This is a genomic window from Flavobacterium panici, assembly GCF_024499525.1.
In the GTDB taxonomy this organism is placed as follows: Bacteria; Bacteroidota; Bacteroidia; order Flavobacteriales; family Flavobacteriaceae; genus Flavobacterium; species Flavobacterium panici.
In genome coordinates this window covers 5461991-5484086 of the sequence record NZ_CP100437.1, presented here as the reverse complement: position 1 = coordinate 5484086, position 22096 = coordinate 5461991, and the positions used below count along the sequence as shown (strand labels likewise).

Annotated in this window: 13 protein-coding genes; all 13 read right to left on the bottom strand. The window is 35.5% G+C overall.

The window, feature by feature from the left end:
- Window positions 1–120 precede the first annotated feature (120 nt).
- Window positions 121–1515 carry a RagB/SusD family nutrient uptake outer membrane protein gene (locus tag NLJ00_RS22810; protein WP_256635531.1) on the bottom strand — a complete coding sequence of 465 codons (1395 nt, stop codon included), beginning with the start codon at window positions 1513–1515 and terminating at the stop codon, window positions 121–123.
- Window positions 1516–1525: 10 nt separating this feature from the next.
- A complete protein-coding gene (locus NLJ00_RS22805; RefSeq protein WP_256635530.1) occupies window positions 1526–4504 on the bottom strand; it encodes a SusC/RagA family TonB-linked outer membrane protein in 2979 nt (992 codons plus the stop codon).
- 343 nt (window positions 4505–4847) lie between these two features.
- The gene (locus tag NLJ00_RS22800; RefSeq protein WP_256635529.1) at window positions 4848–6779 is read right to left on the bottom strand and encodes a family 2A encapsulin nanocompartment cargo protein cysteine desulfurase; all 1932 of its coding nucleotides are present in this window, start codon (window positions 6777–6779) and stop codon (window positions 4848–4850) included.
- On the bottom strand, window positions 6763–7683 hold the full coding sequence (locus NLJ00_RS22795) for a family 2A encapsulin nanocompartment shell protein (RefSeq protein WP_053471684.1): 921 nt from the start codon (window positions 7681–7683) through the stop codon (window positions 6763–6765). The genes NLJ00_RS22800 and NLJ00_RS22795 overlap by 17 nt, the downstream gene beginning before the upstream one ends.
- 105 nt (window positions 7684–7788) lie before the next feature.
- Window positions 7789–8709, bottom strand: coding sequence for a cysteine synthase A (gene cysK, locus NLJ00_RS22790; protein ID WP_256635528.1), 921 nt, complete (start codon window positions 8707–8709; stop codon window positions 7789–7791).
- A gap of 210 nt (window positions 8710–8919) precedes the next feature.
- Complete coding sequence (gene epsC, locus NLJ00_RS22785; protein ID WP_256635527.1) at window positions 8920–9744, bottom strand: serine O-acetyltransferase EpsC; 825 nt, start codon at window positions 9742–9744, stop codon at window positions 8920–8922.
- A 230-nt stretch (window positions 9745–9974) separates the two neighbouring features.
- The gene (locus NLJ00_RS22780) at window positions 9975–11630 is read right to left on the bottom strand and encodes an arylsulfatase (protein WP_256635526.1); all 1656 of its coding nucleotides are present in this window, start codon (window positions 11628–11630) and stop codon (window positions 9975–9977) included.
- Window positions 11631–12531: 901 nt separating this feature from the next.
- Window positions 12532–13791 (bottom strand): YeiH family protein, encoded by a 1260-nt coding sequence (locus NLJ00_RS22775; protein WP_256635525.1) that lies wholly within the window; start codon window positions 13789–13791, stop codon window positions 12532–12534.
- A gap of 266 nt (window positions 13792–14057) precedes the next feature.
- On the bottom strand, window positions 14058–15671 hold the full coding sequence (locus NLJ00_RS22770) for a sulfatase-like hydrolase/transferase (RefSeq protein WP_256635524.1): 1614 nt from the start codon (window positions 15669–15671) through the stop codon (window positions 14058–14060).
- Window positions 15672–16035: 364 nt separating this feature from the next.
- Window positions 16036–16743, bottom strand: a complete 708-nt coding sequence (locus tag NLJ00_RS22765; RefSeq protein ID WP_256635523.1) for a rhodanese-like domain-containing protein — start codon at window positions 16741–16743, stop codon at window positions 16036–16038.
- An 88-nt stretch (window positions 16744–16831) separates the two neighbouring features.
- Window positions 16832–17899, bottom strand: a complete 1068-nt coding sequence (locus NLJ00_RS22760; protein ID WP_256635522.1) for a sterol desaturase family protein — start codon at window positions 17897–17899, stop codon at window positions 16832–16834.
- A gap of 290 nt (window positions 17900–18189) precedes the next feature.
- Window positions 18190–20112 carry an arylsulfatase gene (locus tag NLJ00_RS22755; protein WP_256635521.1) on the bottom strand — a complete coding sequence of 641 codons (1923 nt, stop codon included), beginning with the start codon at window positions 20110–20112 and terminating at the stop codon, window positions 18190–18192.
- Between the two features lie 60 nt (window positions 20113–20172).
- Window positions 20173–22068, bottom strand: a complete 1896-nt coding sequence (locus NLJ00_RS22750; RefSeq protein WP_256635520.1) for an arylsulfatase — start codon at window positions 22066–22068, stop codon at window positions 20173–20175.
- Between the last annotated feature and the right edge of the window lie 28 nt (window positions 22069–22096).

Below are 22096 nucleotides of genomic sequence, written 5' to 3'. Positions count from 1 at the left end.
TGGCTTTTTTGGTTTATTACATAAGTGTTTGTACTAAAATTATATCTAAAATGAGAAATGTTCTTAAATAAAAAAACCATTCGTGAAAACGAATGGTTTTTTTATTTAAGAAAGCTTCAATTAAATTCTATACCCGGGATTTTGAGTGATTTTTTTGTTAGCATCTGTTTCTTTTAACGGAATTGGAAATACTAATTTATCAGCATCATAAGTTAATAATAACGGATCTCCATCTGGGGTTTCAGTTAAAATGGAACGTTTAGTTCTTTTAATATCGTGAATTAAAAATCCTTCCATTCCAAGTTCTAATTCTCTTTCTAATAAAATATCATCGATTGTAACTGTTGCCAAATCATCAGCATGAGCTCTTTCTCTGATAATATTGATATCATCAACGGGAGTGTTTCCTATTGCAGTTCCTTCTTCAAAATTTCCTTCGGCTCTAATTAAATACATTTCTGCCAGACGAATAATTCCAACATTGGCAAACTGATCAGTAAATTTAGAAGTTAAAATTCTGCCATTATCTTCATTTTCGTAGATAAACTCTGCTCTGTCATCAGGATCACTGAATTTTTCCAAATAAGCATCACGAATAGAAAAATCTCCACCGCGTCCTCCGTTACCTTCAGAGGCATAAAAAGTTACAGCATCGTTTACACCCGTTTGTTTCGTGATTTGAATTGAGAAAACATCTTCAGCCTGATCTGTATCATGATTAAAAGCAGCTGCATAATTTTGTGACAATGCATGTCCGCTGTTTTCAATAACATCATTTGCTGCATCTCTGGCTAAATCGTATCGGCCTTGCTGTAAATACACTCTTGCTAATAAAGCTTGTGCAGCATATTTATCGGCATAAAAACCATTATCTTCCGGTAAGTTTGTATAAGCAAGATTTAAACCGTCTATAATAACTTTATAAACTTCTTCAACCGTGCTTCTTTCTTTTGATAAATCTACGCTAAAGTCGTAAATAGCATTTGGTCTTATTACAACTCCTAGCTGATTATTTGTCTGACCCGTTTCATAAGGTTTTGCGAAAAAACGAACCAAATCAAAATAAGCCAATGATCTTAAAAAATTAGCTTCGCCAATCATAACAGCTTGTCTGTCCGAATCTTTTACTTTGTCGATATTTTCGATAACCGTATTTGATGCGTTTATAATTTCATATAATCTCGCATAAGTTCCTTCGATAATTACGTTATCAGACAACATGTTTTTACTATACATTTGTCTTAATTCGCCAAAAGTACCGCGCCATCTTAAATCTGTTGTGCTTAAAACTCCCGTTACACCAAGTAAGTCTGCGTAAAGTAAAACCCTTCCGCCGTAAGCATTTCCATTTGCTGCCAGAGCGTAAGTTCCGGTTAGTACATTTGTTACTCCGGTTTCGGTACTTAATGTTGTATTAGCGTCTTCTCTCTGTTTAGGTTCTATGTCTAATTCATTTTCGCAGCTTGTAAAAAACGCAGCGAAAAATATAAATAGGATTAGTTTATTTGATTTCATCTTTTTCTTTTTAAAAATTAAAGTTTACACCAATTGCTGTTGTTCTTGCGGGCGGTGCTGAATAAAAATCTTCTCCAATTCCGCTGTCATCTCTTCTTGCTTCAGGATCATTTCCTTCGTAGTTTGTAAAGGTTAATAAGTTAACAGCCGTAAAATAAACTCTTAAACTGCTCATTCCTAAATCTTTCAAAACATCTTTAGGAAGCGTATAACCCAAAGTTAAATTTCTTAAACGAACAAAATCGGCTTTATCAAGGTAACGAGAAGAATCTTGTGTACCGTTTGAACCTCCAAATCTGGCTTGAGGCACATCTGTAATATCACCAGGATTTTGCCATCTGTTTAACTGATCAGCTGTTTGGTTGTCAAAATAATCAGCCGCAGTTGATTGATAAATCCCTGCTGAATTATAAATACTCGCGCCCCATTCTCCCTGAAACGTAAAGGTAAAATCAAAACCTTTATAAAGAATTGTGTTTGTTAAACCAGACATTAAAGTAGGGAAAGGGTTTCCTGCAATAATACGTTCTGCTTCACTATAATTTCTTGTTGTAGTACGGTCGCGTGTACCATCGGTTTTTTTAGTGTTTTTGTAAAATAAAGCATCTCCATTATCAGGGTCAACTCCTGCATATTCAACTAAATAGAAAGAGGAAATGTTTTCTCCAACTCTGTTTATATTGTATCCAACTATAATGTCTCGGTTATCGTTTGGAAGCGATTTAACCTTTGATTCATTTGTTGTCAAATTGAAACTGGTATTCCATTTAAAGTTTTCAGTATCAATATTTTTAGTGTTGATAGTAAGCTCAAAACCATTACTTCTTATTTTTCCAATATTTTTATTGATAGAAGCCGCTCCGGAACTTATTGGTAACGGAACTTCAAATAATAATCCGTCAGTATCTTTTTGGTAATAATCTGCTTCGATTGAAAATCGGTCTATAAAACCAATTTCAACACCAAAATCTGTTTGAGCTGATTTTTCCCAAGTCAAATCATCATTTCCAGGCTGATCAAAAGTAAGCCCTGATTTTAAATTATAAGGATTTGGTCTGTAAAGCTGACGAGAAGCAAAATTCCCGATTTCGGCATTTCCTAATTTACCCCAGCTTCCTTTTATTTTTAAGTTGGAAATAGCTTTACTATCCTTTAAAAACTCTTCTTGCGAAATAACCCATCCGGCAGAGAAGGCTGGGAAAACTCCAAATCGTTCATTTTTTCCAAAACGAGATGAACCATCACGACGAATACTCGCTTTTAAAAGATATTTATTCTGGAAAGAATAATTCAATCTTCCAAATTGAGAAACAAAAGCATAATCCGTTTCACTTCCGTGACCTTCATTTACTTCAGCACCACCGTCAACAGTTTGAAAATCATCACTTGAGAAATAAATACTGTTTACATCCTGATATCTTCTGTTGTATTTGTTGAATTCCATACCAGCTACAACGTTAAAAGTATGTTTTTCTGCAAATGTTTTATCAAATGTAAAATAGTTACTCGAAACATAATTTTCTGTATTTACAGAAGTCGCAAATACAGCTCCGTCTGTGGCCATAAAAGGAGCGTTTTTACCTTGCCAGTAATCTTCTGTTTGTGATAAAAGATCGTATGAGAAATCAGAATTAAATTTTAATGAATTAAGGATTCTAAATTCAGCAAAAAGTTTACCTGTAAGTCTGCGCATAATCGTTTTCCAGAACGTATTATCTTTTGCTAAAAGGTAGTTAGAATATTCTGTATTTGGGTTTGCACTTCCATCTTCTAATCTTGCAGGCGAAATAGGCGCCTGAGCAACTGATTGAAGTGGAGAAGAGAATGAGTTATCATCCTGAACCCTGTGAATTAAAGATCTCGAAAAACCCAGGTTCATTCCTAATGTTAAACGATCTGTAACTTTATGCGATACGTTTGTTCTCGCTGTAAATCTTTCTAAAGTATTACTGTCAACAATACCCGTTGTGTTATTGTATGCACCAGAAAAGAAATACTTTGTTTTTTCATCTCCTCCAGAAGCAGAAAAATCTGCATCTGTAGTATAACCTGTTCTTAAAGCAATATCCTGCCAGTTTGTATCGACTTCACCATTTCTCCAGTCCGTTCCCTGAGATAGATATTCTAACTCATCTTCAACAGATTCTAAATCGTTAACGTTTCTTCCGGCTTCCTGTAATAATTCAACGTATTGTTTTGCATTAAGCCATTTTCTTTTGTGTGTAGCTTCACTAACTCCTTGCGAAAGGTTTACCGTAAAAGTTCCTTTTCCTTCACGCCCTTTTTTAGTAGTAATTAAAACAACTCCGTTAGCTCCACGCGCACCATAAATTGCTGCAGAAGACGCATCTTTTAATACATCTATCGATTCAATTTCATTGGTACTTAAAGTCAATAACGGGTTGGTTGGTGCACCGTTGCTTGATTCATCATCATTAATTAACGGGATTCCGTCAAGAACATATAAAGGCTGTGTTCCCGCACTAATACTCGCCGCACCACGCACACGAATATTAATACCTCCGTCGACCTTACCGTTTGTCTGCGTAATCTGAACTCCGGCCAGTTTACCTACCAAAGCATTTTGTACGTTTGAAACCGGAATCTGCTGAATATCTTTTGCAGTTACACGCGCGATATTATCCGTTAGATTTCTTTTCGATTGTGTTCCGTAACCTACAACCACTACAGTTTCAAGTTCATTTTGAACTTCATCGAGTTGGATTGTAATATTATTTGAGGCAGGAACTTCTACGGTTTTATAACTTACATAAGTTACAACCAATATTTCGCCTTTTTTAGCGGCGATTTTAAATAGACCGTCAAAATCAGTTTGAGCACTGATATTTTTTCCCTGTACTACAATATTTGCTCCGGGAATTGGCAGGCCTTTTTTATCTGTTACTTTTCCGGAAATAGATTCTTGTGCTGCAGCTATTTGTACAAATAGTAAAAACAACCACAAGTAATGTTTTAATTTAATTTTCATATTCATTTCGTTTAAATTAGTCTCTCAAATATCCTAATTTAATGTTAATTTTTAGTGATAATTTAACACTAAAAATAACAATTATAACCAGTTTTGTGATATTGATAACTTTTATATACGTGTTTGTTGGTTTTTGATGAAAATTGTTTGATTTTTTGATAAAAATGTAAGGCAGAATAATTTCGTTAAAAAAAGTGCTGTTTTTTTAGCGCCAAAAAACGTAGTTTTAATAAAAAAAGCGACTGTTATAAAACAATCGCTTTCAGGGTATAATTACTTAAAATATCAAAAAAAGCAATTATCTTTTTTGAGAGAATGTATTTAATACATTCTCTCTATTTTTTTAGAATCTAACTTTTTTAAGCTCCCAAACGGTTTTAATAAAAGTATCGACATCTTCTGTCGTATTATAAAAAGCTAACGAAGGACGAACTGTTGTTTCGACTCCCATTCGGCGTAAAATAGGCTGTGCACAATGATGTCCGGTTCGCACCGCAACACCTTCTTTATTCAAAGCCTGTCCAACCTGATCGTTTGAATAGCCTTGTAAATTAAAAGATAATACGCTGGCTTTATCTTTTGCAGTTCCAATTAATCGTACACCCGGAATTTCTTTTAAAAGTCTTGTAGCATATTCTAATAAATAATGCTCGTATTGACCAATAGCTTCAATTCCTAATTTGGTTACATAATCGATTGCTGCGCCAAGACCAATAGCATCGGCGATATTTCCCGTTCCGGCTTCAAAACGATTCGGAGCTTTGTGGTATTTTATTTCCTCAAAAGTTACGTCCTGAATCATGTTTCCGCCAGATTGATACGGCTGCATTTCGTTTAGTAAATCTTCTTTTCCGTATAAAGCTCCAATTCCTGTTGGACCAAATAATTTATGTCCTGAGAAAACCAGCCAATCCGGATTTAAATGCTGTACGTCAACTTTCATATGTGAAACCGATTGTGCGCCGTCGATTAAAACTTTTGCTCCGGCAGCGTGTGCCATTTCCACTATATTTTTCGCTGGAGTTACCGTTCCCAACGCATTTGAAACTTGTGTAAAAGAAACCAAACGTGTTTTTGAATTCAGTAATTTTGCATATTCATCCAGCAAAATCTGACCGTCATCGTCAACAGGAATTACCCTTAATTTCAGGCCTTTTTTATCAGCAAGACGTTTCCACGGAACAATATTCGCATGATGTTCCAGATTACTCACAATAATTTCATCCCCGGAATTTAAATTCTGTTCGCCCCAAGTTGAAGCTACCAGATTTATTCCTTCAGTTGCACCTCTTACAAATACAATTTCATTTACAGAAGAAGCATTCAAAAACGCTTTTACTTTTTCACGAGCGGCTTCATAAGCATCAGATGCTCGGGCAGCTAATTCATGAGCTGCACGGTGAATGTTAGAATTTTCATGTTCGTAGAAATACGCAATTCTATCAATTACCGATTGCGGTTTCTGAGTCGTTGCCGCATTATCAAACCAAACTAATGGTTTTCCGTTTACAGTTTCTCTTAGAATTGGAAAATCTTTTTTTACCAATGCGGCATCAAAATGATGTCCTTTAAAAAGATTAATTTCTTTATGTTCGAATGAATTTCCAACAATGATATCAGTACTTCTTTTATCAAAAGCAAAAGAATTCTGATCTAAGAAATAGTATGAATTTGCTGTTTCATTTCCGTTTAACGGAAAATCTTCGCGTTTCTTAAACTGTGTATCAACCGATGCCAAAGCTGCTTGTAATTCAATCTCAAAAGATGAATTCTCTGTTTGAAATGGCAGATATTGATGGTTCAATGAAAATCCCGAAAAAAGACTTTCTTCATTGAGTTGTGGAGATTTTCCGTTTTTCAAATTAATATCATGAAATCCGGTATGCGGATCATTGATATTTAAATCGTGGTTTTCCTGAACTCCTGAAGATGAATTTCTGTTTTGCGGATCAAATCCTGCTCCGGCATTTGGGTACAAAGCTGAAGCACCATTTCCGTAATTTATTACAGACGGAGAAGCTCCAAATCCGCTAAATGCAGGCGGCGCAGGCGGTGTACTCGACGGACTTGCCACAGGAAACTGACCAAACTGATCAACATTTCCAGCGTGCAAAATCGTTTCTGCAATCTTTGTCGCACGAGGATGTTCGGCTTTATCCGGACTTAATGAGATTTCTTTTGGAAATTCATTCGGTAAAGCTTTAAACAACTCGTTTGCCAGATTTTGCAAATCGTCGATGTTTGGTAAACCGTTGTTGTTAATATTTGTACTCATGATACTTTCCTATTTCTACATCTTCTAAAACAGCAATAGCATCATCTACCAAAATAGCCAAAGAACAATAAAGAGATACTAAATAAGAAGCAATGGCTCTTTCGTTAATTCCCATAAAACGAACTGATAATCCTGGAGATTGCTCGCCTTGTAATCCCGGCTGAATTAATCCGATAACTCCCTGACGGCTTTCTCCGGTTCTTAAAAGAATAATTTTTGATTTTCCTTTTACGATTGGTAATTTATCAGATGGAATAAGCGGAATTCCTCTCCATGTTAAAAATTGTGATCCAAATAAAGAAGTTGTTGGCGGCGGAACTCCACGACGTGTACATTCGCGTCCGAAAGCTGCAATTGCTAACGGATGTAAAAGGAAAAATCCAGGTTCTTTCCACACTTTTGTCAACAATTCATCTAAATCATCCGGAGTTGGTGCGCCCGTTCTTGTTTTTATAATTTGCGAAGGTGCAACGTTGCTTAATAATCCATAATCTTTATTATTGATTAATTCGCTTTCCTGACGTTCTTTAATAGTTTCGATAGCTAAACGAAGCTGTTCTGAAATCTGGTTGTATGGTTTGCTGTATAAATCAGAAACACGCGTATGTACATCAACAATTGTTTGTACAGCAGCCAGATTGTATTCTCTTGGATTTTCGATATAATCCACAAAAGTGTTCGGTAAAACTCTTTCATCGCGTGCCGAACAATCTACTTCGATGTGGTTGGCATTTTTTACTTTATTCAAACGAAATACTCCCGATTCTACCGGAACCCAATGTAGTAAATGCGTTAACCAGCGTGGAGTAATTGTTCCAATTTGAGGAACGGTACGAGTTGCAATTGCTAATTGTCTTGCAGCAACATCGCCTAATGCGGTCTGTTGTTTTTCTAATTCTGCCATAGTTTTAAGGTTTTTCGGTTAATTATTTTATTTTTATTCAATTCTAAGATTTATTTCTTAAAATTACGGGTTTTATTTTATTGTAAGATTTTGACTTGTTGTTTTTTAGGAGAAAAAATCGAATAATTCCTCAACAGAAAGATAGCGTTCTCCGGTATCATAATTAAAAGTCAGGATTACGGCATCTTCGGGAATATTTTTTAGTTTTTTTGAAACTGCTGCTAATGCTGCTCCGGTTGAAATACCTCCAAAAATTCCTTCTTCTTTTGTTAGTTTTTTAGCAAATGAAAAAGCATCATTTTTTTCGATGGTCACAATTTCATCAATATATTCTCTGTTAAAAACTTCAGGAATAAATCCGGCACCAATTCCCTGCAATGGGTGAGGAGCAGGAATTCCGCCACTTAAAACTGGTGAAAGTGCAGGCTCAACGGCAATCGTTTTTAAATTAGGAAAATGCTGTTTTAATATTTTAGAAACTCCGGTAATATGTCCGCCTGTTCCAACGCCTGTAATTAAATAATCAATTCCATGCGGAAAATCGGCTAAAATTTCCTGTGCTGTTGTTCTTTCGTGAACTTCAACATTAGCACGATTTGTAAATTGCGAAGGCAGAAAAGAGTTTTTAATTGTTGAAGCTAATTCATTTGCTTTTTCAACCGCTCCGGAAGTTCCTTTTTCTCTCGGCGTCAAAACATATTCAGCACCATACGCTTCAATAATTTTTCTGCGTTCCACGCTCATCGATTCCGGCATTACAATAATTACTTTGTAACCTTTTACGGCTGCCACAAGCGAAAGTCCGATTCCGGTATTTCCAGATGTTGGTTCAATAATAATTGAATCCGGATTTAAAAGTCCTTTTTTCTCCGCATCTTCAATCATTGCCAGTGCAATTCTGTCTTTGATACTCGATCCCGGATTTGCTTTTTCTAATTTAATCCATACCTCGTGGGTTTTAAAAAGCTTGTTGAGCTTAATGTGCGGCGTATTGCCAATTGTTTCTAAAATGTTCTGATATTTCATGTGTTTGATATTTTTATGCTTCAATGTATTGAGTAATTTAAACACTTTTTTTGTCATTCCGAGGAACGAGGAATCGCACAAGTAATTCCGCAAACAAAATCGCCAATCTTTGTCGAGTTTCGAGTGCGATTCCTCGTTCCTCGGAATGACAAACTTTGTGTTTTGACAAAGTTTACAAGACGGTTTATGTGTTAAAACATTCACTCAATTTTAAATAGAATAAAAAATGGGTTCGGGAAAAGGATTATTGTCCTTAACCTTCATCTCATTTTTATGGTAAACAACCGAATTGGAAGGCACAGAATACGTCAGCCATACATTTCCTCCAATAATAGAATCTCTGCCTACAGTTGTTTGTCCGCCAAGAATTGTGCTGTTGGCGTAAATAATAACATTGTCTTCAATAGTAGGATGTCTTTTGATAAAAGCTTCCTCTTTTTTAACGCTCAAAGCACCAAGCGTAACGCCCTGATAAATTTGAACATTATGGCCAATAATTGTGGTTTCGCCAATTACGATTCCCGTGCCGTGATCAATTGCAAAATCATTTCCTATTTTGGCTCCCGGATGAATTTCGATGCTGGTTTTAATATGCGCGTATTCTGAAATCGTTCTGGCTAATAATTTTAAATCCTGCTTCCAAAGCTGATGAGAAAATCGATAAACGGCAATAGCGAAAAAACCTGGATACGAATATAATACTTCTTCTAAAGATTTGGCTGCAGGATCTTTTGCAAAAATAGTTTGAGCATCATTCAACGCTTTTTTATGTAAATAGGGCAGGGCTTCAAAAAAGGTTTCCGTCTGCCTTTTCGTATTTTGATTTTTAGGAGCAAAGTCTAAAACCAGCTCATCAAATTGTTTTTCTAATCCGTCAAATTTATTTTCAATAATCGCCACAATACCGTAGGATTTTGAAGTATTCGAAAACAAAATCGAAAACAATTCATCTATAAACTGATGGATTAATTTCTTTTCAGGAAGTATTAATAATTCCTGATGCTGTCTTGCAATTTCCTGATAAAATGAATTCATATTGATTTGATTTTATGATTAGAAAATAATTTTATTTTAAACACATTTTATTTTTTAAACACATAGAGACATAGAATTTGTTGCGGGTAAAGGCGTTTCACTTGCATTAACTTATCCCGATAGCTATCGGGACTATGTGTGATAACCTGTTATCTTTTAAATCTTTTTTTTCAGTTTTATCAAAAATCTATTTCTCTATGTGTTTAAATATTTTTCGATTTTAAATATTTTTATTTTTTCAACGCCGCACCGCCCGGCATTGTCTCTGGTTTTAGTTTGAATTTACTGTATTCAACCACTCCGGTTTTGTCTGCCCATTCAAAATAAGAAGCCGAAAGTTTGTTTACAATTCCCGGATTCTGCTGTGCTACATTGTTAGTTTCGCCTCGGTCTTTTTCAAGATCGTATAATTCCCATTCGTAAGAAGGATAAATCGAAACCAATTTCCATTTTCCATCGCGAACAGCTCTGTTTCCTGCTCTTTCCCAAAATAATGGTGCGCCTCTATCGACCTGAGAAACATTATTAAATAAAACAGGCAACAAACTTTTTCCAACCAAAGCGTTTGTCGTCACACCATTATATTCTTTTGGGTATTCTATTCCGGCTAGTTCGTAGAAAGTAGGAGCGAGGTCAATAATATGTCCGGTTCCTTTTTCGATTCTGCCTGCTTTTATTTTGGATGGAAACCAAGCAATAAACGGAGAACTAAAACCGCCTTCGTGCATATTATTTTTATATTGCTGAAGTGGAGTATTGGATAAATAAGCCCAGTTTTGCTCCTGATAATCAAATGAACCTGAAGTTCCAACTGGTCCATCATTTCGAACCAAGCCTCTTCCAAGCGGGTTATACGTATTGAATCCGCCTTGAGCGCCATTGTCTGAAATAAAAACAATCAATGTGTTTTTGTCTTTTTTAAGGGCTTTTAATTTGTCCAGAACTTTGCCAACGTTTTGATCCATATTGTCGACCATTGCGGCGTATACTTCCATTTTAGCTTTCCAGAATTGTTTTTCGTCGTAGCTTAACTTATTCCATTCCGGAACTTCAGGATCTCTTGGCGATATAGTTTGATCGGCAGGTAAAATTCCGCTGGCTTTTAGTTTCTGGATTCTCTTTTCTCTTAAAACATCCCAGCCTTCATCAAATTTTCCTCTGTATTTAGCAATATCAACAGGTTTTGCCTGCAGCGGCCAGTGCGGCGCCGTAAAAGCTAAGTATAAAAAGAAAGGCTTGTTTTCTTTGTTTTGCTCGTCAAGGAAAGTGACGGCATTATTTCCTATTTCATCTGTAAAATAATAGGAATCATCTTTTGGATGCAGTTCTTCGTTATTACGAATTAGTTTTACCGGATATGGCGTTTTTCCAAACGGAAGCGGTTTTGTATCAAAATAATTCGATGCACCTTTTAAGATTCCATAAAACTTATCAAAACCTCTTTGGTTGGGCCATTGCGCCTGATCTTCAGAACCTACGTGCCATTTTCCCGATAAAAGTGTGCTGTAACCGCCAGAACGAAAAACTTCTCCCAATGTCAAAGATTCCTTATTTAAGTAACCCTGATAAGCCGGTAAACCTAAATTGACATCAAAAAATCCAACTCCCGCTTTATGCTGATATTGTCCGGTTAGGAGGGAAGCTCGTGTTGGCGCACAAATTGAGTTATTGTAAAATTCGCGTAAGCGTAAACCTTCTGTAGCTAGCTTATCTAAATTGGGTGTTTTAATTTCTGAACCATAATTTCCTAAATCTGAATAACCCATATCGTCAACCAAAATCAAAATAATATTGGGTTTTGATTCTGTTTGAGCATGTAACTCGTGAGAAGTTGCAACTCCGGTTAAGAGAATAGAAAAAAGAAGTTTTGTAATTTTTGTATTCATTGCAATGTACTTTTTGTCTGTTGTTTTTTGTTTTTGTAAGTGATAAATGTTCTTAAAATCAGGTCATTTCTGTTGCCGCAGAAATGACCCTTAGTAATCAAAAAGAATGTTAGTTTGTCGTCTCCATTTTCATTTTTGATTTAGTATAACGTGATATCTTCTGAGGCAAAAGCATCAAAGGAATATTTCAATAAAATTTGGGAATAAACACTGTTCGATTTATAGTTTTCGATTTTAATTTTAAACCGATTCAAAGCGAACGTATAAGGAAGAATTAACAACAGCTGCACATATAACAAGAGGCGTTATAAGTGTGTTTTTTACGAAGAATGTGATACGTATTATTGACTGTTGTTTTCAAAATGTAAGTTTTTAATTTTAAACTCTACTAATTCTATAGACAAAGTTATATTTAATATTGTAATATCCAAATTAATCTTTGCTTTTTTTGAAAAAAAGATGTGATATAATGGGGTGTAGGTTTTTGTTTTAAGTGTAGTTAGTTGATTTTTAGTTTGTTGGTGTTTTTTTTGTTTTCGCAGATAATTTTTATTACGAATTGTTAGAATCTCGCAAAGTCGCGAAGACGCAAAGTTTTTTTTTCACGCAGATTTTAAAAGATTTAAGCAGATTTAAGCAGAGATTTTATAATTAAATCTGCAATAATCTGCTGAATCTGCGTGAAAAAAAATCTTTTTAATCCTTATAATCTGTGGCTATGAATAAAAACTTTAAGATATAAAGTTTGATTTAGCAAATGAGATTGCTTCGTTCATCCGCAAAGACATGCTAAATGTTTTTATCGCCACGAATTTCACGAATTTCCACAAATCAATTCGTGAAAATTCGTGAAATTGCTTCGCCCGTTCGCTATCGCTCGGGTCGTGGCAAAAAATAATGATTAACTAAAAAGCAAAAACGCAATAATCAACGTAACAATCACATTGAATAATTGTGCAATTAAAAAGGCATACAATGGCTTACGGCTGTTATTACTCAGTAAATCTTTAAAATTAGTTTCTAAACCTATGCTTGTAAAAGCTAATGCAAACCAAATTCCCTGTAGGTTTTTCAAACTGTCTTTTACACCGTCTCTGGTTTCGGGAGAAATTAAAAACGAAAAAATTAAGGAAGCACCAATAAAACCAATTACGAATTTTGGAAAACGTTCCCAAATTACCTTTAAAGTTGGTTTAGATTCTACAGCTTCTGAAGAAGTATTATGTGAATACGTCCAATAAACGGAAATGGCAAAAGCAGCTAATCCTAACAAAACATTTTGAGAAAATTTTACGATGGTGCTGATTTTTAAAGCGGTTTCGCCAACTAAAGTTCCGGACGCAACAACGGCTCCAGAAGTGTCAATACTTCCGCCAAGCCAGGCTCCGGTTACTTCTTCGGGGAAATTGAAATATTTGGCGATAATCGGCATGAAAATCATCATGGGAATTGCGGTTACCAAAACAATCGAAATGACATATGATAATTTCTTTGAATCGCCTTTAATTGCCCCAGAAGTTGCAATGGCTGCAGAAACGCCACAAATAGAAACGGCACTCGAAATCATCATGGTTAATTCGTCATCGACTTTTAATTTTCGGCAAAGCCAAAAGGCGAAATACCAGACGGATATCACAACAACCAATGCCTGAATTAAGCCTAATGAACCTGCCTTTAATATATCAGAAAAAATTACTCCCGTTCCCAATAAAACCAATCCGATTTTCACAAAGACTTCTGTAGAAAGCGATGAACGAAACCATTCCGGAAGTTTGAAGAAATTCCCAATCGCTAAACCAATTATCAAACTGAAAATTACGGCTTCTAAATTGATGGATTTTATGGCTGAATTTCCTGCGAGAATAAGTGCAATCAAGGTTAAAAGATACACTATCGGAAAAGTAAATAGAAAATATTTTACGGATCTTCCAATTAAAAAAGCTCCGATTGTACCAATTGAAATGAGATATAAAAACTGAATTAAAAGGATTTTGAGGTTTGCTAAATCAAATACTTTCGTAAATAAATCAGAAGTGTTTGACCAGCTGAAAACAGGAACTTCGGGAAGAAATATAAAAAGGGAAATTCCGATGATTATAAATCCTAAAATTACGACTGTCCAGTCTTCGTGTATGTTAAATTGTTTAGTTTGAGTTGACATTATTTTTGGTTTTATTTCAATTGCCTCCAGCTTCAGCTGGAGGTAATCAATTTGCAAATAGAAAAAGGCTTTAGCCGAATAAAAAGTTTGGCTAAAGCCTTCTGCACTTTAAATTTTAAACCTTCAGCTAAAGCTGGAGGCAATTTATTATTTATTTCCTGCAAGGTTTCCAAAACCTTGTAGGTATTAATTAATTAGTTATTAATATAGTATTTAAAATGAAAGACCTACAAGGTTTTGGAAACCTTGCAGGACTGTTGTAATTGTTACAAATCAACAAAGTATTTTTGTTTACCAAAGTCAAATTCATAATAAGTCAAATTAGGCCAAAGTGGTTTGATTAAACCTTTTTCCCAGATTTGTAAAGCAGTTTGTAATTCTTTTACTTTTTCAGGATTTTTTGTCGCCAGATCTGTAGTTTCAGATTTGTCTTTTGATAAATCATACAACCATTTTTCATGCGTTTTTCCGCTGATGATTAATTTCCAGTCACCGCTTCTGATGGCTTTTGCATCACCGGATCGCCAGTATAAATCTTTGTGTGCTTCTTTATTGTTATTGACAACATCAACTAAATCAATTCCGTCATAAACTCGGTCTTTTGGTAAACCAGAATGAGTAACGGCTGCAATTGTGCTAAAAATATCCAATGAACTTACCGGAGTTTTATAAACAGTATGCGGTTTGATTTTTCCCTTCCACGAAAGTGCAAACGGAACATTTATCCCGCCTTCAAAATGAGAAAATTTCCCGCCTTTTAATGGTGCGTTTGTTGTTGCAAAAGTATAATCGGCACCACCGTTGTCGCTGATAAAAAAGATTAAAGTGTTTTCTTCTAAACCTTCTTTTTTTACTTTTTCTCTAATTCTTCCAACAGCGTCGTCAAGTGCGCTGATCATGGCAAAGTAAACACGTTTGTTTTCGTCTTTTACATTTGGGAAGCGATCGTAATATTTTTTACGAACCTGAAATGGTGTATGCGGCGCATTAAACGGAACGTATAACAAAAATGGTTTATTTTTATTCTTATCAATAAAAGCTTCTGCTTCATCAGCAAAGGTTTCGGTTAGATACTTTTTATCTTTTATGATAGTAGTATCACGGCGAATTTGTCCAATTCCGACACGGCCATTGCCCCAAATCGTTTTGTCAGTAAAATCTTTATGATGATGATTGATAATATCCGGATTATCATCTTCAGGTGTATAAAGCGAGAATGCCTGATAAAATCCGTAATGATAATCGAAACCTCTGTCTAAAGGAAAAAATCCTTTGTTGTGGCCCAAATGCCATTTTCCGATAATAGCAGTATTATAACCTTGTTTTTTGGCTAAATCAGCAAAAGTAATTTCAGATTTTGGTAAACCCTGCGTTGCAATTGAAGCTTCGTTTGGATAGTTTATTTTATCATTTAATCGCCAGCTGTTCGTGTTGATTAAATATTTGAAAGCATAATATTCTAAATTGTTTTTCGGATAACGATCTCCCGGCTGATATTCATGCCCGAAACGTTCCTGATAGCGTCCGGTTAATAATCCCGCACGCGATGGCGAACAAATCGATGCCGAAACATATCCATCTGTAAAAGTTACTCCAGATGCTGCAAGTGAATCAATTTGTGGTGTTGGCGTTGATTTTCCTCCGTAAAGAGAAATATCATATTTACCCAAATCATCGGCAACGAGAATGATAATGTTTGGCTTTTTTTCTGAAGTTGTATCTTTTTGAGACAGAAATGCTGTTTTTCCTTCTTCTAGTTTTTCATCAGCTTTAATTAATGTTCCGTCTGTATTTATGGGCCAGAATAAAAATGCTGCTATAATAAGTAGCACTAATAAAATGGGTAGAATAATCTTGGTTATTTTTTTATAGTTTGCCATTATGGTTGGTTATATTTTGTTTTTGAATTAGGGTATATTTCATAATCTTTGTCATTTCGACGAAGGAGAAATCTTCGCAAGAAACTCTACAGAGATTGGATTTTCGTTGCGGAGTTACTCGTGGAGATTTCTCCTTCGTCGAAATGACAAACTGTGTGGGTTTCGTTACGGAATTACTAGTGCGATTTCTCGTTCCTCGAAATGACAAGCTATGTGAAGTCCGTTGTACGAAAATTCAATCTTTGTAGAGTTTCTAACGCGGGCTTCGACTTCGCTCAGCCTGACATTCGACTTCGCTCAGCCTGACAAGATTGTAGCGAACTTTGTCAAAGTTTTAAACTTTGGCAAAGATTTACGTGTATGTTTATTTCGAAGCCAAAGCCACATCAACATCATTTTTTAAATCGCCTAAACCGTCTTTTTTGAAAACGATTTTACCATTTTGATATAAGATCAAAGTAGGGAAGACCTTTACGGTTTTTAAATCGGCAATTACCTGCGGGCTGGTTTCTAATTCGATTTCTACGATTTTTAAATTTTCTCCGTATTGTGCTCTAATGGTTTCCAGAACTGGTTTTACTTTTATACACGCACCGCAATATTTAGAACCAATATCAACCAAAACAGTTTTATTATCAGCAATGATTTTGTTGTATTCCGCTAAAGTCAGTTTGCTTTTAGAATTGGCATAAAAAGGTTTTCCGTTTCCAATCCAGTTGGCAATTCCGCCTTCTAAACTATAGGCTTCTTTGAAGCCTTTTTTTAATAAATCGTCTGCCAGCCAAACGCTTCTTCCTGCTCCAATTGAGTAAGTGAAAACAGGTCTTGATTTGTCTAGTTTTGCAACTTGTTCTGCATAATCTTTTGACTCTAAATTAAAGTTTACTGCTCCGTTAATATGGTTTAAGGCAAATTCTTCAGGGCCGCGGGCATCAATTATCTGCGGTTTTTTTTCAGCCTGAATTTTACTGTAATAAACATCTAATGAAACGGTATTTGAACTTTTATTTTGAGAAAAACCTACTATTGTAAACAGCAGGATTAGTGTAATAATATTTATTTTATTTTTCATAACAGTATAGTTTTGATAAAAGCTGGCAGCGTATTCAAGGTTAATTTGAACACACTGCCGTACTTTATATTTTTATTGCTTTTTAAGATTAAGCTTGTTCTAAAACCGGAGTTTGTTCAACAGTTTCTGCTGCATTTTCTACAGGTTTGGCTTTTAGAGGAAATGCCAATACACCTTCGGCAAGAGAACTTCCTTCTTTTTTAGATTTGAATATTGGCCATAAAAATTGTGCGTACCATTCTTCTTGTTTGTATGATTTTGTTCCGTAAGATTCCGGGAATTTACGAGTGATTAATCCAGTTCCAAAAATCATATCCCAAATGAAAAACATGTTTCCGAAGTTTCCTTTAAAGTGTCCAACACCGTCACCGCTTGTATCTGCGTGGTGTGCGTGGTGTGTTGCCGGAGTAGAAATCAATCTTTCTAAAACCCATGCAATTGGATGTAAAACTCTGTATTTGTAAAATGGTTTGTCCCATGCAATGCTTGAATGTGCGCCTAAAGTGATGAAACTTTTAATTACCAAAACAAATAAAGCCGGTAATCCTAAACCTAAATAGGTTAAAGTTGCAGTCAAATAAATTTGAGAAAAGAAAACCGTGTAAATAAAGTTTTGTCTTGAAGCCATCGCCATTCCCATATATGGAGCAGAGTGGTGTGTTCTGTGAAAACGCCATAAAAATGGTACTTGATGATGTAATCTGTGGTACCAGTATTGTGTTAAATCATCGGCAATTGCGATTAGGAAAAACCCTCCCCAAAATGGAACCCATGAAAGTGTGTTAGCTAAATTTGGTAATAAATACGGTAAAGCAGTTAAGCTGAAAAATGCAATTACAGGAGGTAAAAGTAATTTTGGAGCTAAGAAACAAACGATATCTACTTTACGTTCTTCGCCTGTCCATTCGTCATCATATAAACCTGCTGCGAATTCTATAATTCCCAAAACTACCATGAAAACGGTTAATCCCCACGTGCGGATGTTTTCGAATGCCGGTTTTGCGAATTCTAAAAATGAAGGAAGTGCAATATGCGATTCGCTTACCGCTCCGCCCGTTAATTTAAAATACAGGAAAATTGCCACTACCGGCAAGCTGTAAATTAATAAACTGATACTTAAATCTCTTGTTAGTTTTTCTTTTTGAACTATTGCCATGATTTCTTATTTTAAAAATTGATTAATTAATGCTAATCCTCCGGCTAATATTACCAGCGGAACTAAAAATACAATTGCCCCAACGACAATTTTTTTCCCTATGATTTCATAATCTACTCGTTTCATATCTTTTTGAATTTTAATATGTTAATGTAAAAATAAATAATTTAACTTCTAATTCTATGGATATAGTCGAGTTTTATTTTTTATTTTTTCACTAATTTGTTAGAATCTTCTGTTTTTATTGAAAAACCTGCAAGGTTTTGAAAACCTTGCAGGTTGTAAAATTATTATTTTGCAGTTTCAGTATCTGCAGGTTTAGTTACTTGCTTCACTAAATCTTGTAACGTTTTACCTTTGTCTGCTCCAGTATTGTGAATTCTTCTGTTGTAAACATCCTGCCAGTCAATCAATGGGTAAACATTGTTTTCTTTTGCCTGTTCATCAAATAATTTTTGAAGTTCAGCTAACTTTTCAGGATATTTTTTAGCTAGGTTATTACGTTCGTTAAAATCTTCGTTTAAGTTGTATAATTCCCAAACATCAGTATCAAAATTGCTTGCAACTGGTTTTTCGTTTTTACCTAATGATTGTTTTACAGCAAATGAATCTGGTAAGTGTGCCGCAGCCGCTTTCCATCCATCTTTATAAATAGCTCTGTTTCCGAAGATATAGTAATACTGAACTTTGTGTAAAGATTCTGCTTTTGGATTATCTAAAGAAGCCTGGAAAGAAGATCCCTGAATAATATCTTGTTTAATTCCTTTGATATATTCCGGAGCTTTGATTCCTGCAATTTCTAAAGTTGTTGGCAGTAAATCGGTTACGTGGCTGTATTGATTTCTGATTCCGCCTTTGTCTTTAATTCCATTTGGATAAAAAACAATTAACGGGTTACGCGTTCCACCTTCAGAATGTGCATCTTGTTTCCAATTTTTAAAAGGAACGTTTGTTGCCTGTGCCCATCCTAAAGGATAGTTTGTATTTAAACCTTTTGCAGTTCCAATTTCTCCAATATTATTTAAATTGCTTTGAAGATTTTCTGCTTCTGTTTTTCCTTGAGAGAATAAACTTTGGTTAATTGTTCCTTGTAAAGTTCCTTCTTTACTTGCTCCGTTATCTCCAATAGCAACAAAAATCAAAGTGTTATCAAGCTGGTTGCTTTCTTTTAGATAATTAACCACTCTTCCAATTTCAGCATCAGTATAAGTCAGGAAACCAGCGTAAGCTTCCATGAATCTTGCGTATACTTTCTTTTCATCCGGAGTTAATTTTTTCCAATCTGTAATAAGTGCGTTACGTTCTGGCAATACCGCATTAGCAGGAACAACACCTAATTTCTTTTGGTTTGCTAATACTTTTTCACGGTACACATCATAACCTTCGTCAAATTTTCCTTTGTAAGGTTCGATCCATTTTTCAGCAACCTGATGAGGTGCATGAACAGCTCCTGGCGCATAGTATAAAAAGAATGGTTTTCCAGGTGCCGCTTTTTGTTGTTTTTGAATATAGCTGATTGCTTTATCAGTAATTAATTCATTTAAGTGACGTCCGTCTGGTTTCACATGCGCCTGATCTTCCACTAAATCAGGATTGTATTGATCTGTTTGAGAACCAAGGAATCCGTAGAAATGATCGAAACCTTTTCCGGTTGGCCATCTGTCAAACGGACCTGCATCTGTAGCATCTTCATCTGGAGTTACACCGTATTTACCAACGGCAAAAGTGTTGTATCCGTTTTCACGTAAAATCTCTGCAATTGTTCCTTTATCAGAAGGAATTCTTCCGTCCCAGCCAGGAAAACCAGCCGATAAAATAGTGTGCGAAAATCCGCTTTCGTGCACTCTTCCAGAATTTCTTCCGGTTAATAATGCAGCACGCGTTGGAGCGCAAATTGCGGTTGTATGAAAGTTGGTATAACGTAAACCGTTATTTGCCAGATTTTCAAAAGTAGGCGTTTGGATTAAACCTCCAAAAGCACTTGCAGCTCCAAATCCAACATCATCTAATAAAATCCAGACAATATTTGGAGCTCCTTTTGGCGCTTTTACAGGCTCTGGCCAATATTCTTTTGAATCGGATAATGTTTTACCAATTGTTCCTTTGAACTCTTGAGTATCTTGTGCAAAGCCAAATTGTGCAGCTAGCAATGCAGTAATCAAAAACCCTTTTCCGGAGCTTTTGATTTTTGAGTTAATTTCAAATTTTTTCATTATTTCTTTTTTTAATATTTATTTATCTATGGATTTAGTAGGGTTTTTAAGTAAATTTTTTTACTTGTTTGCTTTGGTTAATAATTCCTGAGCAGATTTTCCTTCGGTAGACGGCGTTTTGTGTATTTTTCTCAGGTAAACATCCTGCCAGTCTATTAAAGGATATAAATTGTTTTTCTTGGCTTGCTGATCGAAAAGTTTTTTTAATTCGGCTAGTTTTTCAGGGTATTTTTTAGCTAAATCTTTTCTTTCGTTAAAATCTTCGTTGATGTTGTATAGTTCCCAAACATCTTTGTCAAAATCACTTGGCGGAAGATTTATTTTATTATTCAAAGCTTCTTTTACTTCAATTGAATTGGGATGATGTGCCGCAGCTGCTTTCCAACCGTCATTATAAATGGCTCTTGATCCAAAGATGTAATAATGTTGAATTTTATGTAAGGAAACGGCTTTTGCATCATTCAAGGAATTGTAAAATGAATATCCCTGAATAGTGTCTTGTTTAACTTCTCTAATAGATTCCGGTGCTTTAACGCCCAAAATATCAAGAGTTGTTGGCAAAATATCAATTACGTGACTGTATTGCGTTCTGATTCCCGGAGTTTTGATTGCCTTTGGATAATAAACAATCAACGGATTATGTGTTCCTCCTTCAGAATTAGCGTCTTGTTTCCAGTATTTGAAAGGTGTATTAGTTGCCTGAGCCCAACCCAAAGGATAATTGGTGTATGTTTGAGCTGTTCCAATTTCGCCAATTCTATTTAAGTTATTTTGGAATACTTTTTCTTCAGTATCACCATTTACGTAGGTTTGTCTGTCTACAGCTCCTTGCAAAGTTCCTTCTTTACTGGCTCCATTATCGCCTATCAAAACAAAAACAACAGTATTTTCCAGTTGATTGCTTTCTTTTAAATAAGTAATCAATCTTCCTATTTCATAATCGGTATAAGTCAAATATCCGGCATAAACTTCCATGAATTTTGAATATACTTTCTTTTGATCCGGCGTTAATTTTTTCCAGTCTGCAATAAGTGAATTGCGTTCCGGTAAAACAGCATCGGCAGGAATAACTCCTAATTTCTTTTGATTAGCTAGTGTTTTTTCGCGGTAAGCGTCCCAGCCATCATCAAATTTTCCTTTATACGGATCGCTCCATTTTTGAGCTACCTGATGAGGTGCATGAACAGCTGCGGGAGAATAGTATAAAAAGAATGGTTTTCCCGGTGCTGCTTTTTGTTGTTTCTGAATATAACTAATTGCTTTATCGGTAATTTGTTCGCTAAGATGTCTTCCGTCAGGCGTAATATGAGCTTGATCTTCTATTAAATCTGGTTTATACTGATCTGTTGCAGAACCCAAAAATCCGTAGAAATGTTCAAATCCTTTTCCGGTTGGCCAGTGATCAAACGGTCCGGCATCTGTTGCTTCTTCGTCAGGCGTTATCCCATATTTACCTACGCCAAAAGTATTGTATCCTTTATCACGTAAAATTTCGGCAACGGTTCCGTTTTTAGAGGGTAATCTTCCGTCCCAACCTGGAAATCCTGCCGACATAATCGTATGAGAAAATCCTCCAACGTGTACTTTATGCGAATTACTTCCGGTCAACAAAGCAGAGCGGGTAGGAGCACAAATTGCCGTTGTATGAAAATTGGTATATCGCAATCCATTGTTGGCTAAACTCTCTAAAACAGGAGTTTCTATTTGACCTCCAAAAGCGCTTGAAGCACCATAACCTACATCATCCAGAATAATCCAAACGACATTTGGGGCACCTTTAGGAGGCGTAACCGGTTCCGGCCAATATTCTTTGGATTCGGCTAAGGTTTTGCCAATAACTCCTTTAAATTCTTCTGGTTTTGTTTGCGCAAAACTCAATTGTGCAAGAAGCAATGCAGTAATCAAAAGTCCTTTTTGCGGACTTTTGATTGCAATGTTATTTTTAAACTTTTTCATTAGATTAAATTTTTAGTTATTTAATTCG